This is a genomic window from Bacillus sp. FJAT-18017, from assembly GCF_001278805.1.
Lineage (GTDB): Bacteria > Bacillota > Bacilli > Bacillales > Cytobacillaceae > Bacillus_D.
This window is the reverse complement of record NZ_CP012602.1, coordinates 3,809,879-3,832,111: the sequence shown is the minus strand read 5'-3', so window position 1 is coordinate 3,832,111 and position 22,233 is coordinate 3,809,879. Positions and strand designations below refer to the sequence as shown.

17 protein-coding genes are annotated in these 22,233 nt (G+C 42.4%); 15 read left to right on the top strand and 2 right to left on the bottom strand.

Translation table 11 applies throughout. The features are described from left to right. Window positions 1-274: 274 nt before the first annotated feature. On the top strand, window positions 275-1,444 hold the full coding sequence (locus AM500_RS17805) for a D-alanyl-D-alanine carboxypeptidase family protein (protein WP_053600420.1): 1,170 nt from the start codon (window positions 275-277) through the stop codon (window positions 1,442-1,444). 646 nt (window positions 1,445-2,090) lie between these two features. On the opposite strand, the gene AM500_RS17800 is transcribed toward AM500_RS17805, so the two are convergent. Both AM500_RS17800 and AM500_RS17795 read right to left on the bottom strand, forming a co-directional pair. Continuing rightward, the gene (locus tag AM500_RS17800) at window positions 2,091-2,867 is read right to left on the bottom strand and encodes an acetoin reductase (protein WP_053600419.1); all 777 of its coding nucleotides are present in this window, start codon (window positions 2,865-2,867) and stop codon (window positions 2,091-2,093) included. Between the two features lie 892 nt (window positions 2,868-3,759). Next, window positions 3,760-5,556 (bottom strand): SpoIID/LytB domain-containing protein, encoded by a 1,797-nt coding sequence (locus AM500_RS17795; protein ID WP_053600418.1) that lies wholly within the window; start codon window positions 5,554-5,556, stop codon window positions 3,760-3,762. A 291-nt stretch (window positions 5,557-5,847) separates the two neighbouring features. On the opposite strand from AM500_RS17795, the gene AM500_RS17790 reads away from it, so the two are divergent. The 14 genes from AM500_RS17790 to AM500_RS17725 all read left to right on the top strand — a co-directional run bounded on the left by AM500_RS17790 (window position 5,848) and on the right by AM500_RS17725 (window position 22,161). Further along, window positions 5,848-6,813 (top strand): N-acetylglucosamine kinase, encoded by a 966-nt coding sequence (locus AM500_RS17790; protein WP_053600417.1) that lies wholly within the window; start codon window positions 5,848-5,850, stop codon window positions 6,811-6,813. Between the two features lie 122 nt (window positions 6,814-6,935). Then, window positions 6,936-7,889: a GNAT family N-acetyltransferase gene (locus tag AM500_RS17785; RefSeq protein ID WP_053600416.1), complete on the top strand. Its 954-nt coding sequence runs from the start codon at window positions 6,936-6,938 to the stop codon at window positions 7,887-7,889. Window positions 7,890-8,031: 142 nt separating this feature from the next. Next, complete coding sequence (murQ, locus tag AM500_RS17780; RefSeq protein ID WP_053600415.1) at window positions 8,032-8,952, top strand: N-acetylmuramic acid 6-phosphate etherase; 921 nt, start codon at window positions 8,032-8,034, stop codon at window positions 8,950-8,952. Then, window positions 8,953-10,002 carry a serine hydrolase domain-containing protein gene (locus AM500_RS17775; RefSeq protein ID WP_053600414.1) on the top strand — a complete coding sequence of 350 codons (1,050 nt, stop codon included), beginning with the start codon at window positions 8,953-8,955 and terminating at the stop codon, window positions 10,000-10,002. Window positions 10,003-10,017: 15 nt separating this feature from the next. Beyond that, window positions 10,018-10,734 (top strand): PIG-L deacetylase family protein, encoded by a 717-nt coding sequence (locus tag AM500_RS17770; RefSeq protein ID WP_053600413.1) that lies wholly within the window; start codon window positions 10,018-10,020, stop codon window positions 10,732-10,734. Window positions 10,735-10,750: 16 nt separating this feature from the next. Then, a complete protein-coding gene (nagZ, locus tag AM500_RS17765) occupies window positions 10,751-12,346 on the top strand; it encodes a beta-N-acetylhexosaminidase (RefSeq protein WP_053601777.1) in 1,596 nt (531 codons plus the stop codon). Between the two features lie 42 nt (window positions 12,347-12,388). Continuing rightward, a complete protein-coding gene (locus AM500_RS17760; protein WP_231688028.1) occupies window positions 12,389-13,555 on the top strand; it encodes an anhydro-N-acetylmuramic acid kinase in 1,167 nt (388 codons plus the stop codon). A gap of 108 nt (window positions 13,556-13,663) precedes the next feature. Further along, window positions 13,664-14,986, top strand: coding sequence for an ABC transporter substrate-binding protein (locus AM500_RS17755; RefSeq protein WP_053600412.1), 1,323 nt, complete (start codon window positions 13,664-13,666; stop codon window positions 14,984-14,986). A gap of 84 nt (window positions 14,987-15,070) precedes the next feature. After that, entirely contained in the window at window positions 15,071-16,000 is a 930-nt protein-coding gene (locus AM500_RS17750; RefSeq protein WP_053600411.1) for a carbohydrate ABC transporter permease, read from the top strand. A gap of 13 nt (window positions 16,001-16,013) precedes the next feature. Continuing rightward, window positions 16,014-16,970, top strand: a complete 957-nt coding sequence (locus AM500_RS17745) for a carbohydrate ABC transporter permease (RefSeq protein WP_156319845.1) — start codon at window positions 16,014-16,016, stop codon at window positions 16,968-16,970. Between the two features lie 185 nt (window positions 16,971-17,155). Continuing rightward, complete coding sequence (locus AM500_RS17740) at window positions 17,156-18,307, top strand: exo-beta-N-acetylmuramidase NamZ family protein (protein WP_053601774.1); 1,152 nt, start codon at window positions 17,156-17,158, stop codon at window positions 18,305-18,307. Window positions 18,308-18,350: 43 nt separating this feature from the next. After that, window positions 18,351-19,298: a GNAT family N-acetyltransferase gene (locus AM500_RS17735; RefSeq protein ID WP_053601773.1), complete on the top strand. Its 948-nt coding sequence runs from the start codon at window positions 18,351-18,353 to the stop codon at window positions 19,296-19,298. Between the two features lie 61 nt (window positions 19,299-19,359). Next, a complete protein-coding gene (locus AM500_RS17730) occupies window positions 19,360-20,208 on the top strand; it encodes a MurR/RpiR family transcriptional regulator (RefSeq protein WP_081772970.1) in 849 nt (282 codons plus the stop codon). A gap of 528 nt (window positions 20,209-20,736) precedes the next feature. Further along, window positions 20,737-22,161, top strand: coding sequence for a purine-cytosine permease family protein (locus tag AM500_RS17725; protein WP_053600410.1), 1,425 nt, complete (start codon window positions 20,737-20,739; stop codon window positions 22,159-22,161). The last annotated feature ends 72 nt before the right edge of the window (window positions 22,162-22,233 follow it).

The following is a 22,233-nucleotide window of genomic DNA, read 5'->3' as shown; positions in this document are numbered from 1 at the left end:
TCCTCGATACGGACTGCTAGACCTCACCTTAAAATTTCAGGAGTAAACCGAGCAAACTTATATGATGTTTAAATATGATAAAACCTATTTATATGTACCCCGGTTGTACAATTAATCTCCTAAGGAAGCCTTGGGGGATTTTTTTGTTGGCAGACATACTTAAACTTTCGGTAAATAAGATGTAAAAGGTTATTCATAATTTTCCTATTTTAATGTGTATGAGGAAATAGTACTATTGTTTTAAAGGTTTTTATGTTGATATGGCAGGTGAAGTATGAAAAAGGTACTATTTATTGTGTTTATCTTTCTTTTCGTCCCTAGGGTCCATGCTGATGAAGTTCCAGTTATCAAAAGCGGTGCTGCTATTGTAATGGATGCAAAGAGCGGCGAAATTCTTTTTGAAAAAAACTCTAGGGAAAGGAAGTACCCGGCTAGTTTGACCAAGGTAGCCACGGCGATTTATTCGATAGAAAAAGGGAACCTCAATGATACAGTAACCGTCAGCCAGACTGCCAGAGAAACTGAAGGCTCACGGGTTTATCTTGAAGCAGGGGAACAGGTTTCGCTAAGAAAGCTTATTGAAGGACTTTTGATTAATTCCGGAAATGATGCCGGGGTCGCTATAGCCGAGCATCTTGATGGTTCAATTGAACAGTTTTCCCAAAAATTAAATGAATATTTAAAGGAAATTGGGGCGGAGGAAACCACATTTCAAAATCCACACGGCCTGTTTGCACCAAACCACCAAACATCGGCGAGGGATTTGGCGGTAATTACACAACATGCGCTGAAAAATGAAGAGTTCAGAAGGATCTTTGGTACGAAACAGCTAAAGTGGCAGGGCCAGTCGTGGAAAACCACATTATTTACACATCATAAATTACTAAGAGAAAGACCTTACGAGGGAATTATCGGCGGAAAAACAGGATATATTGACGAAGCAGGCCATACCTTGGTAACAGCTGCAGAGAGAGCTGGGACAAGTATTATTGTTGTAACGTTGAAAGGCGCTGCGCGTAAAGATGCCTACGATGACACGGTTGCCTTGCTCGATTATGCATTCGGAAATTTTAAGACGGATTTTATTCCTGAGGGAACCATCATCCCTATGGATAATGGGGAATATAAAACCACAAGGGACGTTTACTTTACACAGCCAGCAAACCAGGCGGTGACCATGAAAATGAATGCCGAGGGAACATTAGAAATATCCGGTGAAGATAAGCAACTCATTACCTCGATAAAATTAGAGAACTTCAAAAAAGAAACTATTAAGAAGACGGCCAAGGAGAATCCTCCTCCAAAATCATCAAAGGAAGAAAAACGTAATTTTCTTGTATTACTTCCTGGTACACTCGTTGGCATTCTTGCGCTTATTGGAGTACTAATTTTACGATTTCGAAAGAAGATGCCTGAGCAAAATAACAAGTCCTATGATAGTTAGCCGGACAGCTTCCTAAGACAGAAACCATAAAATAGATTTTCGAGAAGACAGCCTGAACTTCTGATAATTAGGAAGGCGGTTTAATGCATTAGCGTCCTTCTATTAGATTAATTGCGGTGTGGGAAGTGCTGTTTAATCCAATAGGCCCTTCTATTAGATTAATTGCGGTCAGTGAGTAGCTGTTTAATCCATTGGCGCCCTTCTATTAGATTAATCACGGTCTGGGAGGAGCTGTTTAATCCAATAGAGCCCTTCTATTAGATTAATCACGGTCTGGGAGGAGCTGTTTAATCCAATAGAGCCCTTCTATTAGATTAATCACGGTGTGGGAAGTGCTGTTTAATCCAATAGAGCCCTTCTATTAGATTAATCACGGTGTGGGAAGTGCTGTTTAATCCAATAGAGCCCTTCTATTAGATTAATCGCGCTTTGAGAAAGGCGGTTTAATCTAATATTGAATTAATTTTCATAAGGGTGGCTCTTCAGGTTTTAAACCTAAAGGCGCCCACTGCCGTGAGTGGGTCCTGTAAAGCTTATAAATGTGTTTATCAAAAAATAGTAAAACAAAAGCCTGATTCCTCGATTGTATAAAAGAGAAATCAGGCTTTTTCTTATTTGCAGATAACCATATTCATAGATTTATAAATTAATTGAATACCATACCGCCATCAGTCAGGATATTTTGGCCTGTGATGTAATCGGAGTTTGATGAAGCCAGGAATGAAACCAGATTTGCTACATCTTCCGGAGTTTGAGCGCGGCCAAGTGCGATGCCTTGAGTGAATTTCTCAAATGCTTCGCCTTTTTTCGTGCCCATATGTTCCATCATTTTTTCATCCAAGCGCTCCCACATACTAGTTCCGACGATACCTGGGCAGTAGGAGTTAACGGTAATTTTATGCTGTGCCAGTTCCTTCGCAGCGGTTTGAGTTAAACCTTTAACTGCAAATTTTGTAGCGGAATATACTCCTAGCATTTCAAAACCTTCCTGGCCTGCGATTGAACAAGCATTGATGATTTTACCGCCAGTACCTTGTTTGATCATTTGGTTCGCAGCTGCCTGAATACCATAGATGACACCTTTAACGTTAACATCCAAAGCAAAATCAACTGATTTAGGTTCTACTTTAGTAAGAGGTGCGACTTGGCCTTCCACACAAGCATTGTTGATAAAAACATCTACACTTCCGAACGTATCGACAGCGTGTTGAACGAGTGCTTTTTGATCTTCAAGATTTGTTACATTCCCGACAAAAGATGTGACGTTAAATCCTTTGTCTTTAAGTTCTGCCGCAGTTTCTGTTACTGTTTTCTCGTTAAGATCACTTAAGACAATTGCAAAGTCTTCACTTGCTAAACGTTCAGCCAATGCTTTTCCGATTCCTTGGCCGGAACCTGTAATAACTGCTGTTTTTTGTGCCATAATGTACTATTCCTCCTTACTTATTAAAATACTATTACTCAACCGGTTGGTATGCTAGTATACTTTTTCATTATAATTCTAATATTATAACAATTCAAAGAAACTGCTTACATTGGGTGTTCTGTAAATTATTTTTAGATAAGCTGGACGCGCCAACAGATGTTAAATAACCCAAGACAACAATAAAATAAAGGTTCCCTAATCTTCTTTCACAAGAAATGGTGGGGAACTTTGGCAATAAATGGGCCAATTGTAATCGAAAGTGCGAAGTTATAGTGGTTTTGTGTGTATTGATGTGCTAGCGACAACCAGGGTTACGAGCACCAACATAATAAAACTTGCCGCTGTTCTTGTAACAGGGACAAGCATACCTTCCATGATTATCACCTTTATTGATTTGGCCTTTAACTAGCAGTCTCGAAAACCACCTAGTTAATCTACCAAATAGCTTAGAGTATTAGTAATCCCTTTCCGAATCGTGCGGATTGTATTATTACCTAACTGGAAAATCCTTTTTAGCCGATGTAGGAACAGCTCAAGTACATTTTCACATTTTTGTAATACCGAAATGTGATAGATAGGAACGAACAAGGGAGGTGGCTAAATCAATCAGGACAACTTTTTCGGTATACAGGACAGTTTTTAAGAAATGCAGGACATTTCCCGAAAAATACAGGACATTTCCCAAACTTTGCAGGACAGATTTTCAGAAATGCAGGACAAACCAATCCGCCAGCAGTATAAGGCGGCGAATTTCCATAGAGAAGCGTGGTAAGCAGCCAAACCGTGACACCTTTGTACCAATGAAATGTCCACGCCGAGCACTGATTTGTGTGAATAAAAAAAGAGAAGGAAGCAATATTCTGCTTCCTTCTCTTTCATCGCTAATTTGTTATTCTTGCCCTTTTGGTGCAGGTGCCCCAACGACCGATACATCTGTTAGATTCATATTCGGATAGTAGGAAGTCAGGATCTTGTCATAACTTACTCCAGCCAAGCCAAGCTGGGAAGCACCATATTGGCTCATCCCGGCGCCATGGCCATTTCCGCCGCCATAGAAGACAACTTTTTCGTCATCCTTTTCAAAGCTGAAGAATGCCGAATTGAGAATTGAACCATTTTTTAACGCTGTATTTGTATAGTCTGTGCTGCCGCCAGCGGCACGATAGATAATAATATCATTTGCACTTTGTGTATCTGCTTTATTTGGACGAATCGTAAAGCGAATATTGTATTCTTTTAAAATCTTGTATGTTCCTGTGGACCCTTCAATAACAAGCTCCATAATATTGCCGCCGTCACCGCGCTTCGTTACATACATGTCCTTGAATTCGCCAATACCTTGGGCTGGAATTGGTTTGCTGACGAATTCGCCAGCTTCATTTTTTGTTAAAACGAATTTCGGATCGGCTGCATAACGTGGAGCTAAGTTTTTATTGATTGTGTTTTGCAGCTCGGTTTTGGTAAGAGTGATTTTCCACCTGAAATATAAGGACGTGTCATCATAGCCGTTATAGGACAGGTTTTTGTAAAAATCTAGAACTTCCTGTTCGTTTTGTGTATCAATGTTCAGCATCTTTGTTGAATCATTTGGATCAAATGTATAGCTTTGTGCCAATAGGTATGGAACAACTTGTCCAGGGAAGGAGCCATCAGCATCTGCCCAGACTTGATGCTTGGAAGCACCGAATCCGCCGGAGGTTGAATAATATCTCGCATCTACGAGACTGCCGTCAACTCCATACATGATTTTTCCTGCAGTTTCCTGAACAGCCTGTGTCGTAAGAGCATTTTCAGGAGAGTTGTTATACACCTGGCTCATGACACTATCAAGGACGAAATAACCATCTTTTGCAAAGCGGTCACTCAGGTAATCACCCAATGCATAGGTTCTAGCAGCAACAGCTTGCGCCTTCAACGCATTTAGGCCAAAGCTTGCCGGCATTTCGCTAGGGACTACTTGGTATAAATACTCCTCTAATCCAACTTCGTTAATTAATTGCAGCTTATTTCCCTTTACAGACGTGATTTCAAAAGTACCTCTGTAAGCAGGGGTATAAAGAGGACTTCCTCTTTTAATTGTTTCTACTTTAATCTTGCTAGCTTCATCGGTAGAAATATAGATTCTATTTTTAGTAGAGAACGCTTCAGTCCCATCTGCCTTTACAACCGAAACAGTGCCATCAGCCGATGTAATGGTGACAATCTCATTAGCAGCAGACTCAAAAGTTGCATCCCCCAGCTTGTCCACAATTTGTAGACCAGTAGGAGAGCTCAATTTAATTTGCTCATGCTCCATTGTAGCGAAGTTGGTTGTCATAATACCAACTCTCATGTTCTCCACAGGCGTAACTCCATTGAGTGTGATTTTAATAATTTCTCGCTCACCATTGACTTTAACTGTTATATTTTCAGCGCCAACTCGGACATCGCGGAGAGACTTTATATACTGCTTGCCATCTACCCATTGAGAGACTTTGTACTCTTCAGCTAGCTTTAGTTTGCCCTGATATTCCAATTCAAGGGTACGATTTGCCGTATCCTTGGCCATGATTTTTTCGGTAAAAGTCCTTTGAGGCTTTGCGGCGGATGCAGTCGAAGTGGCGGAGAAGAAACTAAAAAATAGACCTGAGACAATAAACACAATGGACAACACACTGATGAATTTTCTTACTTGTTTTGTTAGCATTTTATCCTCCTTGAATTTAAGTGGTAGCGCTTTCAAGTCCTGCGAAGAAACTTCAAGTTTTCCGAAACATCTCCCTTCTAGTAAACTACTTTTCCATGATACTTAAATTATAGGGACCAAAAACTAGTATAGTCAACATTAAATTTCATATTTTTTAAAATTATTCTGAAATTTTATTTCACAAAATATATAAAATAATATTTTAAAATTTAACTAAACTAATTGAAATTTAGTTTTACGGAGTTATAATAAAGTTGTAAAAAAGAATGAATCTTGGGGGCTAAATATTTCATGTATGTACTTGGGATTGATGGCGGTGGAACAAAAACAAAGGGAGTTATTGCCGATCGGTTTGGAAAAGTATATGCAAGTGAAACGGTTGGCGCAACCAATCATAACGGTGTGGATCTAAAGGTTGTGGAAAGAGAACTGGCAGTATTATTTAGTTCATTAAAGAGCCAGGACGAAAAGTCAGTTTCAATGCTTCACACTGTATTTGCTGGTATGTCAGGGGTTGATCGCCCAGAAGCGAGGGCGACAATGGAGAAGCTGCTTACAAACTTCGTGTCTGCCGATGTCAGGGTTATTGTTGATAATGATGCCGTAAATGCACTGTACTCCGGAACGTTAGGTGTTCCTGGAATCGTACAAATAGCTGGAACCGGGTCGATTACATTTGGGATAAATGCTGAAGGAAATCGGCAAAGAGTCGGCGGCTGGGGCTATTTAATTGATGATGAAGGCAGCGGTTACGACATCGGCAGGGCTGCGTTAAATGCAGTTTTTAAAGCGTACGATGGAAGAGGGCCAACTACGATTTTGACAGACTCGGTTCTAGGACATTTCGGGGTTGCGGACGTACCGGACCTTATCCGCTTTGTTTATGAAACCGGAAAATCGAGAAGCGCCATTGCACCGCTTAGTAAATACGTTACAGATGCGGCGGCTCAACATGATGAAGTAGCCCAGCAAATTATTCAGGATGCCGGTTCCAAATTCGCGGAAGCTATTGGATGTTTAAAGAAGAAACTTTTTAAGGATCCTACTGAACCGATTCCAGTTGTAATGGCTGGTGGAGTCTTTCATCGAGAAGATCTCCTGAAGCCAATTATCTATGAAAAACTGCAGAAACTGAATATAGAGGTTCAGTTGATTAAGCCAGCAATTGCGCCTGTAGGTGGAGCAGTAATAGCAGGATTGGCAAGCAGTGATCAACAGCTCGATACAAGTTTTGTAGAAAATATGAAAGAAGTTTGAAATAAAAATACAAAAGTATTAATAAATTTTGAATTTTTATTTCACATTTCCTAACACCTTGATATAATGGGGTTATCTAAATCAGTTGGACGGAATGCTGTGAGGAAGAGGGGCTGCCCTGAGTGAGATACATATCATGGGATATAAGTAGGTTATCACAGTTGGTCGATTTGTGGAATTCGGAAATTGGATCCCATTTTCCAATGACCAGGGAGCTTTTTAAACAAAACAGCTTTGATGATGAAAACATCCTGACAGAAGGATCGTGGATGGCGATTGATGATGACGGTCAGATAGCAGGTTTCATTGTTTCAAAGATATGGAGAGAGAAAATAAATATACCAATAGATAAACAAACAGGCTGGGTCCAGGTATTACTTGTTCGAACTTCTAACCGCCATAGCGGAATTGGAAGCGCTTTACTAAACAAGAGCGAGAAGGCATTCAGAGAGCATAACTGCAAGAAAGTATTTTTGGGCCGTGACCCATATCATTACTTTCCTGGCATTTCAAAGGACGATTCCAATACTAAAAACTGGTTTGAACGAAAAGGTTATCAGGCTAGTGGTGTTGAAACGGATTTAATTCAGCAGTATCAAACCACTGATAAAACAGCCAAGCCAGAGTTTAAGGATATTCAATTTACACTTCTTCAAGAGAATGAAAAGGAACAGTTGCTATCCTTCCTGCATCGCTGTTTTCCTGGGAGATGGGAATATGAAGCCCATCACTATTTCAGGAAAGGCGGAACTGGAAGAGAATTTGTCCTATTAAAAAAGAATGAGAACATTATTGGCTTCTGCAGGATCAATGACCCCGATTCACCTTTTATTGCCCAGAATGTTTATTGGGCTCCACTGTTCAAGGAACCATTGGGTGGAATTGGGCCATTGGGAATCGAGCGGACAGAAAGAAAAAATGGATATGGTTTAGCGATTGTCCAAGCGGCCGTTTCTATTTTAAGAGATAGAGGGATAGATAGAATCGTTATTGATTGGACCGGATTAACCAAGTTTTACGGCAAGCTCGGTTTCAAAACTTGGAAAGAATATCAGCAATTTTACAAAGAATTATAGTTATACAATGTTTTACAAGCAGCTCACGGATGCGGGTGGGCCGGAATGAAACCGGCCAGGTTGCGGAGTTGGATTTGTTTAATCTATCCATGAGTAGTTTCATAATTTTTCTAAATCAGCAAGTTGGAAAGGCGTGTCCAATGTGAATGTTAACTTAACTGGATTAACCACCGAGCAGCGGAATGAACGGTCGCGAAATATAGACCAGCTTTCAACCCATGAAATCATAAACCTAATGAATAAAGAAGATAGCAGCGTTGCCGAAGCAATTCAAGAAGTGCTTCCCCAAATTGAAGCGGCAATCGAAGTGATTTATCATACCCTCAAAAATAATGGCCGGTTGTTTTATGTCGGTGCCGGAACTAGCGGCAGGCTTGGCGTGCTGGATGCGGCGGAATGTCCCCCGACCTTTTGTACACCGCCTGAACTGGTCCAGGCCATAATAGCCGGGGGAGAATCGGCAATGTTTACTGCAGTTGAAGGTGCCGAGGATTATCCGGAAGAAGGTGCTAAAGATCTCGAGAACAGGGGCTTCAATAAAAACGATGTTGTCGTGGGAATTGCAGCAAGCGGACGGACACCTTATGTAATTGGCGCCCTTCAGTATGCACGAAAAATTGGATCAGCAACGGTTTCGCTGGCTTGTAATCAAAATGCTGAAATAAGCAAATATGCCGACCATCAAATCGAAGTGGTAGTCGGGCCGGAAATTCTATCAGGCTCAACGCGCTTAAAGGCGGCAACTGCCCAAAAGATGATCTTAAATATGCTGTCGACGACAACGATGATCAAACTTGGCAAAATATATGACAATCTTATGGTTGATTTAAATGCAAGTAATTTAAAGTTAGTCGAGAGAGCCAAACAAATAGTTATGGAAATAACAGGGGCCTCCTATGAGCAAGCCGAAAAATCTCTGAAAGAAACGAACCAAAAAGTAAAACCGGCTATTGTGATGCTGATGGGCGGGGTTCCTGTTGAGAAGGCAAATGAAGTGATTGAGTTGGCAAATGGTTTTACCCGAAAGGCAATCGAACTTGCCAAAGAGGGGCAGCAGCCATAAATGGAAAGGCGAATCCTCGACTTTCTTCAAGATGAAATCAACCAGGAACATATCCCTGGGGCTGTAATCCATATTTCCTATCAAGGTGAAATGATCCTTCAAAAAGCGATTGGCTCCCGGGTAGTTTATCCTGAGAAACAGCCAATGCAGCTGAATACGGTTTTTGATTTGGCTTCGTTAACTAAAGTGGTTGCGACATTACCGATGATTCTGAAGCTTATTGAAGAAGGGGTATGGCGGCTCGATGATAAAGTTGCCCATTTCCTGCCTGATTTCGGAAAGCATGGAAAAGCGGATATTTCGATAAAAAACTTATTGACCCACACGTCAGGCCTTGCCGCCCATTATGAATATTTCCGCGAAAATTTGACCACTGAGCAAATTTTGGAACGCATTTATGATGAGAAGCTGGTGGCGGGCGTTGGCGAAAAGGTGATTTATAGCGACCTCGGGTTTATTACACTGTATAGATTAATTGAAACCGTAACTGGTGAACGGTTTGAAGCTTATGTGAAACGAGAATTGTTCGACAAGCTCGATATGGTTGAAACAGGGTTTCTACCGAGCTTCGAAAAGTCTCGTTACGCTGCAACAGAATACAGCGAAAAATTAAACGGATATAAGCAGGGAATTGTTCATGATGACAATACCGAAAGTATGGGCGGTATAAGCGGCCATGCAGGTTTATTCTCGACCATCCACGATCTTGCAAATTATGCTAGTATGGTTGAAAATGATGGCGCTTTCAAGGGGAATCGAATTTTATCAAAATCATCAATGCAAATTGCCAGGATGAATTTCTCGCCGTTCAGCGATGAATTCAGAGGCCTGGGCTGGGTCCTAAAAAGTCCCCTCCAATCAAGCTGCGGCGACCTTTTCTCTGCTTCCTCCTATGGCCATACCGGCTTTACGGGAACGAGTATATGGTTTGACCCGGAGAATAAGCTGCATGTCATCTTGCTGACAAATCGGGTCCACTTTGGCAGGAAGGATCCAATCCTTCGGCTGAGGCCAAGGCTGCATAATATCATTCGCTCACATTTCAATTGATCAGGGGGAAGTAATGTGGAAAAGAAAATTCACCTCATGCTTGTAGGGGCTCATTGCGGCGATGTAGAACTTCAAGCTGGCGCGATTGCCCATAAATATGCAAAAGCTGGCCATAGAGTCACATTATTGCATTTAACTGCAGGTGAGAAAGGGACACCGGCGGGAGTGACTGTGGAGGAATATCGCCAGCAAAAAATAAATGAGGCCGAAAAGGCTGCCGCTGTATTAGGCGCCGAGAGCATTACCCTTGATTATAAAGATGCTGAATTAAAGGATGACGATGCAACCATATCCCATGTAGCCACCTTGTTCAGAAAATTAAAGCCGAATGTCGTCATCACCCATTGGGAGAATAGTATACATCCCGACCATGCCATTTGTCCAAAAATTGTTCAAGCCGCCTGGTTAAGAGCTGCTCTTCCGGGTTTTGTGTTGGAGGGGCTTCCGCCGCACTCCTTAACCCGGATGTTCCATAGTGAGAATTGGGAGGACATGGAAGGGTACACTCCGGAAATCTATGTGGATGTCAGCGATGAGTTTGATACATATCTTGAGGCGCTAAGCCAATATTGGTTCGTCATGAACTCAAAGGATTTTCGCTATTACGATTACTATAAGGCACTCGGAACGATGAGAGGATGCCTGAACCGGACTGCCTATGCTCAAACATTAAAATATCCTGTCGGGGCGAATATCAGGAGAGGGCCAAGCATTCCAGGTTTTGATATTTAAAGGAGGTGCAAAAATCTTGAAAAGCAGTGAACTGCGCAAAAAAGTCGGACAGCTGTTGGTCGTTGGTTTTAAAGGAACAACCGCATCCGAAGAAATAAAAGAACTAATCAGGGAGCACCATGTCGGAGGCATCATTCTCTTTGGGCGAAACATTGGGACTCCTCAAGACATTTTAAATCTGACGAACGAGCTTCAAACAGAAGCAAGAGAGGCGGGGCACAAACAGCCGCTTTTGATTTGCATCGACCAGGAAAATGGGGTTGTCCGCCGGCTTGGCGAAGGGGCAACTATCTTCCCCGGTGCCATGCTGTTAGGAGCCACCGGGAACCCGGAAAACGCTTATCAGGTTGGTCTTGCTACCGGAAAAGAACTCAAGGCTCTCGGGATCAACTGGAATCTGGCTCCTGTGCTTGATGTTAACAATAATCCCGACAATCCTGTTATCGGAGTGCGTTCCTATGGCGAATCGGCCGACAAGGTTGGCTTCTTCGGCCAAAACGCTATGAAAGGCATGCAGGATGCCGGTGTCATTACTACATTGAAGCATTTCCCGGGACATGGAGATACGAATGTTGATTCACACCTGGACCTTCCGGTTATCTCCCATAGCTTGGAAAGGCTTTATGAAATTGAATTAAAGCCATTTATCGAAAATATAAAACAAGGTGCCGATACGATCATGTCCGCACATGTGTATTTTCCAGCAATCGAGGATTCACCTGGTGTTCCAGCGACTTTATCCAAAAAAGTCATTACCGGACTTCTCCGCGAGCAGCTCGGGTTTGATGGTGTCATTACGACCGATTGCATGGAAATGAACGCTATTGCCAATACGATCGGTACCGCTGCCGGTGGTGTGTCCGCCATTAAAGCAGGGGTGGATCTCGTAATGGTTTCCCATCTCCATAACCTCCAGAAAGACACCATTGATTCAATTGTTGCGGCAGTTGACGCTGGTGAGATCGAAGAGGCAGCCATTGATGCCTCGGTAGGGCGGATTCAAAGATTAAAAGATAAATATGTTCGCTGGGATAATATGAATCTTGTAACCGATGCGCCAGTTCCTTCCATCGTTGGCTGCGCGGAGCATGAGCAGTTGGCGGACGAGATTTATAAGCAGGGCATCTCTGTTGTGAAAAATAATAATATTTTGCCGCTCGATCCAGCGGGCAGCCAAAAAGTACTTGTAGTTTATTCGGAAAATAACTATACGATGCAAGTGGAAGATAAGCGTTATTCGTCCATGCACCTTGGCGAGGCTGTTAAGGAAAATGATCCTGGCGCACATATATTGCAGTTATCCAATCCGGCAACAGCTGAAGAAATCGATAAAGCCGCTGAGCTGGCAAAGGATTTTGATGTGATTATCATTGGCACATTAACCGCCAAGCCAGGCGATTCACAAGTTGGGCTTGTGGAAAGGCTGTACGGTACAGGCGTGCCGGTAGTGATTGTCGCAATGAGGAGCCCGTATGATTTAGCCTATTTGCCTGATGTCCATGCTTATATTTGCACATATGAATTTCCGTATCCTGCGCTTAAAATAGCCGCCCAGGCGATTTACGGAAAGGTACAGGTAACTGGCAAACTGCCGGTGACCATACAAAACTAAGGTGGCGCATAAAAAACTTACTCGCTGAATGGAGGTTGGAACGTGAATAAGGACAAAGCAGAAAAGGTGGTTGTCGGCTTAATGTCGGGAACTTCCCTGGATGGAATTGATGCGGCATTGGTATCTATTAAAGAGGAAAAAGAAGTCATCCAACTAAATCTTTTGCATTTTACGACACTGCCATATTCAGAGATGGTACGAGAAAAGATTTTGCAGTTATGCGACCCTGACAAGGCCCGTATAGAGGATATATCGGCGATGAACATGCTGCTTGGCGAACTGTTTGCTGATGCTGCCAAAAAAGTCGTAACTGAGGCAAACAAGACGATGGATGAAATTGACCTGATAAGTTCACATGGCCAAACGATATTTCACCAGCCGGAACATGCTGAAATTGCTGGACATTCCGTTTCCTCGACGCTGCAAATCGGAGATATTGGCCTCATTGCTGAACGCACCGGCGTTACAACGGTCGGTGACTTTCGAACAAGAGACATGGCGGCGGGGGGACAAGGGGCACCTTTGGTACCGTATGCCGACCAATTGTTGTTTCGGGAAAAAGAATACGGCCGTGTATTGGTGAACATCGGCGGGATTGCCAACATTACAGTTTTGCCGCCTGAAATCAGCGAAGAAAGCATCCTTGCATTTGATACGGGGCCAGGCAATATGATCATCGATGCCTTTGCCGGCTGGGCTACAAATGGAAAGCAAAGCTTTGATGAAAATGGCACGATTGCGGCAGGCGGAAATGTCGATGAAAATTGGCTCAACAAGCTTTTTGCCCATGATTACTACAAACAAACACCCCCGAAAAGCACGGGCAGGGAACTGTTTGGCATTGAGTATGCGAGAAAATGCTGGGAAGAATCCAGCTTGTCTGCAGCCGATAAATTGGCCACCATAACAGAGTTAACAGCAAGGACGCTAGCTTCGGATATTTCAAGATATATAGAAAGCCACAAAATTAAAGAAGTATTTGTCAGCGGCGGAGGATGGCATAACCGTACTTTAATAGAACGGCTGCAAATCCAGCTTCCTAATGCGATAAAGATAGGCAGCACTGAAGAGCTTGGTATTCCAGGCGATGCGAAAGAAGCTGTCGTATTTGCCCTGCTGGGTTACCAGTGTTTGATGAAACGATACAACAATCTGCCATCGGCTACAGGGGCGAGAAGTGAAGTTATTATGGGAAAAATCGCCTGGTAGGAAAGGCAATTGATACGGAAAGGAGGCGAGGGCCGGAAATAATCGGTGACAATCTTGCTGAATCTCATAAGGACATTTTATTTTTAAAAAAATTTAGGGGGAAATTCAATGAAGAAAATGCTTAACTTATTTCTTGCGGCTAGTTTAAGTATTGGAGCTTTGGCAGCATGCAGCAGTGACAGTACAAAGGGTTCCGACAGCGGCAAAGATTGGAAAGGAACCATCACCGTATGGGACGGCCCGCGCTGGCCGGATGACAAAGATAACAAATATCACTGGATGGAAGAAAAAATCAAGCAATTTGAAGCAGAACATGAAGGTGTCAAAGTGGAGCTTGTCCAAGTTCCTTGGGCTGAACTGCCAAATAAACTTGGTGTTTCGATTGCAGGGAAATCCTGGCCTGATATTGCACCGGTAGACATTAGCGGAAGTGCTGTCAGCATCGATCAAATCGACCAGGGTGTTATTGAATCGGTTGATGATCTTTATTCAAAAGATGAACTGAAGGATTTCTATCCGAACGCTCTTGATGCATACAAGTATGATGGCAAGTTATACGGCATTCCGAACTCTATGACGGTTCACACTATGCTATTGAATCTTGACCTGTTTAAAGAGCGCGGCGTTGAGCCACCTGCAAATGGCGAATGGACTTGGGATGAATTCATGGACGCTGCGGAAAAATTGACATTTGACCGCGATGGCGATGGCAAAACAGACGTTTACGGATTTTCTACTTACATTTTGCCTGGATATTATGAAGCATGGCCTTTCTTCTATATTGATGGCGGCAGCCCGCTTAGTGATGATATGAAGAAATTTACTTTCAATAGTCCTGAAGCAGTTGAAGCCATTCAACGCTTGGCTGACTTGAAACTGAAGGATAAGGTTTCTCCTGAATCATCAGGTGGAGCTGACGTAGGCGGTACGTTCCAAGCATGGGCAAATGAACAGCAAAGAACAGTTGCGATGCAGGCTTGGGCAACATGGGCAATTGGTGCAGCACAAGGCAAATTCCCTACTAATTTCGCAGTTGCTAACTATCCAACTGGAAAATCCGGCAAACCAGTTACAATTGGCGGTGTAGGCGGCTGGACTATGTTCCATCAAGAAGATAAAGGCAAGAAAGCAATGGTTGGCGAATTTATGAAGTTTATCAATACAACAGACGAACAATTCACAATGGCACAGAAATATGGAACGTTCCCTGCACGAATCAGCACAGCTGATAAAGATCCATATAAAGATAATCCACAAATGGCGCGTGCACAGGAAATGTCTTCACAAGTTGTGATGCTTCCACGCCATCCTGAATGGAAAAAGATCGATGAAGCCATCCAGACAGAACTCCAGCTTGTATTCAATGGCGAAAAAACCGCCAAGCAAGGAATGGACGATGCTCAAAAGAAAGTGGATGAGCTGCTAGAATAAGTAGTTACTGGCTTGGTGCTGTCTTATAAGGGATCAGAACCTTTGTGAGGCAGCCCAAGTTTTATCAAGATTGGGGGAGTTAACTTGAAACCCGTTCACCAGGCACACACAGCTGCCGATGTTAAAGTTGCCACTAAACAAACATCCCTTTTGGCTCAAATCAAAAAGAATTATATCGCCTACCTTTTTTTACTTCCAAAATTAATTCTGTTTTCAGCGTTTATAGTGATTCCCGTGATATGGGCATTTATTTTATCCTTCCAGGAATATAAAATTTTTGGAAGTGAATGGGCAGGATTGGACAATTATGTAAAGGTTTTTAAAAGCGAAGCATTTTTCGATGCTTTAGGAAACACGTTTCTCTTTACGGTAGTAACTGTACCGTTCAACGTGATTAGCGCACTCATCATCGCTTCTCTTATTCATCCGCTTGGCAAATGGTCACAGAGCTTCTTCAGGGGAGCTTTTTATCTGCCAACCGTTACTTCGATGGTTATCGTGGCAATGGTGTGGCGCTGGATGTATAACAATGATTTCGGTTTATTCAACTATGTGCTTAGCTGGTTCGGAGTAGAACCAATTAACTGGCTCGGACAAACTTCAACAGCATTATGGTCACTGATTATAATGCAATGTTTAATTCCATTTGGGGTTGGAATTATTTTATACCTGGCAGCGATGGGATCCATTTCGCACTCTTTATATGAAGCTGCAACCATAGATGGTGCGGGCAGTCTTCAGAAATGGCTTCAAATTACGATTCCGTTGCTGAAACCAACTACTCTGTATTTGGTATTGTTAAGTACGATTGGTTCCTTCCAGGTTTTCACTCAGATCATTATGATGACTGGCGGTGGGCCCGGAACGTCCACGGAAACGCTCGTCCATCTCATTTATAAAACAGGATTCAGGGATTTTGAATTTGGTTATGCTGCCGCGCAATCAATCGTTTTGTTCTTTATAATTTTAGTATTTTCGATAATTCAATTCCGAGTCCTTCGGAATGATGATTAGGAGGGGAAACAAGATGATGAAATTAAATAAAGCCGTCACTTATGCACTTCTGCTAGTCTTTTCTATCGTTTCCCTTCTGCCGTTGTATTGGGTGTTCAGTACTTCCTTACAATTAAGCAAATACCAGGATGAAGAATTAAAAAAACCTGTTTCATACGTGGATTCAAATCCGCCAAAAATGTATCCAATGGGTATCCCGGAATATTTTGAGCACTGGGGCAAAGCCCGTGATGCCGACAAGGCCGGGGATGAGAATGCTGAAGTGTATCACCGCGAAATCATGGGCCAGATAGTGGATGATACTTTTTCCGGATTTACCGCATTGTTTAGTAAAAATAACATTGGCCGCTGGTTCTTAAACAGCATTTATATCGCAGTAGTAGTAACAGTGGGGATTTTGCTGTTCGACTCAATGGCCGGGTATGTACTCGCCAAAAAGCAGTTTCCAGGGAGAAACCTGATCTTCTATGCCATCGTCGGGACAATGATGATTCCAGGGCAAGTAACATTGGTCCCAATGTTTATGATGGTTAAAAATCTGGGGATTATGGACACGCATTGGGCACTGATATTTCCTGACTTATCAATGGTGTTTGGTGTGTTTCTTATGAGGCAGTTTATGTACTCCATTCCAGATGAACTTTTGGACGCTGCGAAAATTGATGGAGCAGGCGAATGGAAAACATTCTGGAAAATCGTTCTGCCTTTGGCAAGGCCTGGTTTGGCCGCATTGGGTATATTCACCTTTATGAATGTGTGGAATTCCTTCTTATGGCCGATTATTGTCTTGAATGATGCGAACCTTTATACGCTCCCAGTAGGATTGAAGACGCTGCAAGATGCGAACCTGGCAAGCTTTAAGCTGCTGATGAGCGGAGCGGCGATTGCATCTGTTCCGATGATTATTGTTTTCATCTTATTCCAGCGCCATTTTGTAAAAGGTCTGACTCTGGGCGGCGTAAAAGAATAAAGACAGTGAAAAGAGTGTTATTCATATGCAGTTAAACCCCTGCCTGCCATTCGGAATTTTTGTGAAGAAAAGGCGGGGATTGATTAACTGTTTGTAAGTCCCGATTGGATTCTAATCATCATGTGGAATATGATACCTTTCACCTGATTTTCTCTTTCAATTTGCTTGTGAAAGTAGGTACAAATGTGAGAATTGGCCTTGATGTTTTTTTTGAAAAATATGTTGGGAAGTTTACAGGAAAAAGACTCGGTCTTGTCACGAATATGACAGGAGTCAATCAAAGGCTTGTCCCGACGATTGACCTATTTCATGGGCATCCGGACCTTCATTTGACAGCACTGTATGCACCGGAACACGGGATACGCGGCAGTGCCAAAGAGGGAGAGAAGGTTCAGTCGGCAATTGATCCCTATACAGGATTGACGGTTTATAGTTTATACGGAGCGTCGAAAAAGCCAACTAAAGAAATGTTGGAATCAGTTGATGTTGTATTCTTTGATCTACAGGATATTGGCGCAAGGTATTACACGTTTATTTATACGATGGCTTCTATGATGGAGGCTTGTGCCGAAAGCGGAAAACACTTTGTGGTCCTTGACCGCCCCAATCCGATTTCAGGAATCACTGTCGAAGGCAATTTAGTGGAAGAACAATTTCGTTCTTTCGTTGGCCTGTATCCGATTCCGAACAGACACGGCATGACGGTCGGGGAAATTGCCCTGCTGTACAAGCATGAATTTGGGATTGACTGTGATCTTACCGTGATTCCTATGGAAGGCTGGAACCGCGAGCTTTATTATGACGAGACTGGGTTGTTTTGGATCCCGCCTACACCCAATACAACTGGCATCGATATGGCTACCTTGTATCCAGGGACATGTTTAGTGGAGGGTACGAACCTGTCGGAGGGCAGGGGGACAACGCGTCCATTCGAATATGTCGGAGCTCCTTATATTGATGGCTACAAATTGGCGAGGGCGTTCAATGATAAACAGCTGCCTGGTGTTCTGGCACGCCCGGTTTCATTTATTCCTACCTATCAGAAACATAAGGAAGAAGCGTGCGAGGGTGTACAGCTTCATGTTGTTGACAGAAGGGAGCTTCATTCCTTAAAGACCGGCTTGGCTTTGCTCGAAATTATTGCTGAGTTATTTCCAAATGATTTTGCGTACGTCCAGTACGGGGAAAATCAAAGATACATGTTTGATTTGCTGGCTGGCACGGACCGTTTAAGAAATATAATCCTGAATGGGCAAGTAAAGGATTTCCTGGAACAGTGTGAACAGCAATCAGAAGCTTTCAAAAAACAAAGAAACCCATATCTTCTTTATAAATAAACCAATTTGTATTTGAGCCGGACTTAGGAAAGGGCGTGTGTTTGTGATATCATACCGTTGTTATGAACCCGGCGATGAAGAGCAAATCGTCGAGCTTTGGAATGAAATCCTTCCGCTGGACCCGATTACTTCCAAGAGATTCCGCAACCTTGTTTTGCTGGATGCCAATTTTGATCCGAAAGGCCTTCAGCTGGCAGTGGAAGATGGCAAAGTAATAGGCTGTGTTTATGCAGTAAGAAGACTGTTGCCAATGTACGGTGCGGACCTGGAACCGGAAAATGGCTGGATTCCCTTCTTTTTTGTCCATCGGGATTTCCGCCGGTCTGGTGTGGGAAATGTGTTAATGGAAGCAGCCATCAACTTTCTTGCTGCTGAAGGCCGGAAAAATGTATTTTTCGCGTCGTATGCTCCAAATTACATTTTGCCTGGAATAGATGAGGCTGCATATCCGGAGGGATACGATTTTCTTTTGCAGCAGGGGTTTGAGAAACAATATTCACCTGTTGCCATGGACAAGACGCTAGTTGGTTATACGTATCCGGAACCGGTGCTTCAATTGAAGAAACAACGTGAGCAAGAGGGATATTCCTTTGCGATTGCCCAAGACAAAGACATATATGAAGTGATACAATTTGCCAACAACGAGTTTAACCCGGACTGGGGCCGGGCGATTCGGGAAGGGCTGCTGCAGGGGCTTCCGCTCAATCAGGTGTTGATTGCAAGAAACGCCAGCAAACTGGTTGGATTTTGCCTTCATGGCAGCTATGAAGGAATCCCTGACCGTTTTGGGCCGTTTGGTGTAGATCCTGAAGAACAAGGAAAGGGCCTTGGGAAGATTCTGTTGCATGAATGCTTGAAAAATATGCGTTCCTTGGGCCTTCATGGCGCCTGGTTCCTTTGGACCGGAGAAAAAAGTGCTGCCGGCCATCTTTATAAAAGTACTGGTTTTGAAATCACACGCCGATTTCATGTGATGAAGAAATCTATATAGAATAAAACGAATCTGTTAAGAGAGTTGATGCCATATGTCATATATGACAGGAGGGCTCGTAATGCTGTCTGAAATGCATTCGACACTTCCTCCTTCTGAAGAGAAAATAGCGTTATATATTCTCGAAAATCCTCAAACAGCGGTATCTTTAACTGCCAATGAGCTTGGGAAAAGAAGTTCAACCAGCAGTGCTGCAGTCATCAGGCTATGCAAGTCACTTGGGTTAAAAGGTTTCCAGGAACTGAAACTCCGGATTGCCGGAGACTTGCAGAAAAATAGGGCTGTTGGGTTTCGTGATATTGAACCAAATGAAAATGCTGTATCGATCATAGAAAAGATGACGAGTAACAGTATTCAAACGATACGGGAAACTGCGGAATTATTGGATCACGAAGAACTTGAACGAGCTGTAAAGCTGTGCCAAAATGCTGAAACTATCCATTTTTTTGGTGTGGGAGCATCGAGCATCATTGCCCAGGATGCCCAACAAAAGTTTTTGCGAATTGACAAAAAAGCAACGGCTTTCCAAGATTTCCATATGGCCGCAACGCTAGTGGCCAATGCAAAAGAAAATGATGTTGTTGTCGGGATTTCTTTTTCAGGAAAAACCTTTGAGGTTGCAAAAATTCTTGAACTGGCACATAAAAAAGGTGCCCATACTATTAGCTTGACGAAGTATGGCTCATCTTTAGTCACTGAACAGGCGGATATTAAGCTGTATACATCTGCAACAAGGGAGCCCACATTCAGAAGCGGGGCCACATCCTCGCGTATTGCCCAGCTTCATGTGATTGATATCTTATTTATGTGTGTGGCATCACAGGCATACGCCCAGACCGTAAAACATCTGGACGAAACAAGAGAAATTATTGATATCCTAAGAGACCATATAAAACCAAAACAAAGATAGAAGAAACAATTTCTGTTTGAGTGGGAAGGGTAAATTCGCTGCACGATGGTTTTAAGACGATCCCTTATAAAAACAATAAAAAAGAAGAGTATGCACCTTGTGTTTTGTTTAATCTCCAACCAGAACAAACATGAGCATCGCATGCTTTTCTTTTATGAATATAATTACTTCGCAAAAATACCATCACTTCTCATTTTTCCACTCAGTTTCCCAGCTGTATCATTTATGATGCAAATCCTGGGAATGTTCCATACAATAGGTTGTTTTGAGCAAAATAAATGAGGATAATCCTCATTTTTTGTGATTAACACTGTCCCTGAGTTGTTTTTATGTTATACTAGTATTATTGTGGAAAAATATTTTACGGAAGAAGGGAGGTTAAATAGTTTATCTTCCATAAGTATGTTAATAAATGCACATTCTGTAATCCTTCAAAAGCAGCAATTATTCTTGGAAGGGATATTGAATGTGAAACCTTATTCGCGGGAAGGATACAGTCTGTGTAGAACATCATGAAAGGATGATTACATGAGTTTGAATCAGACATTGGAGATTAAAGAAGAAAAAGACGATTATTCATTTGAACAGGTTCCGGTAGAAAAACGGAATATGGGGTGGTTTAGTGTAACCAATATAACGTTTGGTATCGCCACCGCAATTTTTTATTTTCAAACAGGTAGTGTTATGGCACTTCAGTTTGGCGCAATGAACGCCATTATTTCAGCCATTTATGCCATCGTGATTGCAGGACTTTTAGGTACAGTCATTGCCTATTTATCCGCGAAATCAGGGATGAACGTAAATCTAATGTCTAGACAGGGTTTTGGATATATTGGTGCTTCGTTAACCTCCTTAATTTACGCATCCAATTTCATCATGTATTGTGCATTCGAAGGTATGATTCTCGTTACCGCTGTACATGCATATTTCCCCCAAATTCCATTATGGCTTCTAATTGTCGTTTTTGGATCAATTGTTATTCCTCTAAATTGGTTCGGTATAAAACAATTAGACAAGCTGCAAAAATGGTCATTACCGATCTTCGGTATCTTCTTAATTATCACAATAATCGTCGCGTTCAATACCCCATCTTCATTCAATGGGCAATTTTGGACTTATCTGCCGGATGGCGTTCAAATCGGCGGAACAGCATTACTTTTATGTATAGGAATGCAGCATGGCATTATGGGGTTAACAGCTTTAATCGCATCAGATTATGCGCGTTTTCTTAAACCTAAGGATATTAAAATTGGGTCAATTATGATTGGATTCATTCCACAAGTTTTCTGTTTTGGTATCATGGGTTTACTCGGAATCTGGTTTGGTGTAACGTTGGCGGAATCAAACCCAGGAGTATACATTGTCACACTTCTTGGACTAGGCGGAGTCGTATTTACAATGTTAACGCAATTACGTATTAACATTACAAATATTTATAGTGCTTCCTTGTCATTGTCCAACTTTTTTGAGAATGTATTTCATTTCAAACCTGATCGACGTTTTTGGGTTGTTATCTCAGCTGTCGTATCGATGGCGTTAATGCTTGGAGGCATTTTGGATCACTTAGCCAGTGCGATGACCTTCCAGGGAGTTCTCCTAATGGCGTGGGCAGCTATTTTAGTCACGGATGCATTAGTCGTGAAAAAAATGTTAAAGATTGTCCCGAAAGAATATGAAGCGAGTCAAGAAAAATTATATAAATGGAATCCAGCTGGGGTTGTTCCGCTGCTTATCTCAAGTGTGATTGGAACCATCGCGGCACTAGGATACATGGGTACGTTCCTGCAAAATACAGCAACTTTCTTTGCTGCCATATTAGCTTCAATTCTTACAGTAGTCGTAGCGGTTAAAACAAAAGGCAAATACTACAGTAAAAATTTAGCTAACGTAAAGGATATTCAACAAAAAAAAGAAAGACCGATTTACAACTCTCCAAAAGAAAGAACCAATTAAAGGGGACCTCGTACCGTCTGAATAATCTCGTTTAACAAAATGCTTCACAGGATAATACAGAAAACGCCCGAA

Excerpts from the sequence above, each read along its gene's own strand:
- AM500_RS17745 (WP_156319845.1), top strand. The coding sequence starts at position 16,014 with ATGATGAAATTAAATAAAGCCGTCACTTATGCACTTCTGCTAGTCTTT.
- AM500_RS17725 (WP_053600410.1), top strand. The coding sequence starts at position 20,737 with ATGAGTTTGAATCAGACATTGGAGATTAAAGAAGAAAAAGACGATTAT.
- AM500_RS17755 (WP_053600412.1), top strand. The coding sequence starts at position 13,664 with ATGAAGAAAATGCTTAACTTATTTCTTGCGGCTAGTTTAAGTATTGGA.
- AM500_RS17805 (WP_053600420.1), top strand. The coding sequence starts at position 275 with ATGAAAAAGGTACTATTTATTGTGTTTATCTTTCTTTTCGTCCCTAGG.
- AM500_RS17775 (WP_053600414.1), top strand. The coding sequence starts at position 8,953 with ATGGAAAGGCGAATCCTCGACTTTCTTCAAGATGAAATCAACCAGGAA.
- AM500_RS17790 (WP_053600417.1), top strand. The coding sequence starts at position 5,848 with ATGTATGTACTTGGGATTGATGGCGGTGGAACAAAAACAAAGGGAGTT.
- AM500_RS17730 (WP_081772970.1), top strand. The coding sequence starts at position 19,360 with ATGCTGTCTGAAATGCATTCGACACTTCCTCCTTCTGAAGAGAAAATA.
- AM500_RS17800 (WP_053600419.1), bottom strand. The coding sequence starts at position 2,867 with ATGGCACAAAAAACAGCAGTTATTACAGGTTCCGGCCAAGGAATCGGA.
- AM500_RS17795 (WP_053600418.1), bottom strand. The coding sequence starts at position 5,556 with ATGCTAACAAAACAAGTAAGAAAATTCATCAGTGTGTTGTCCATTGTG.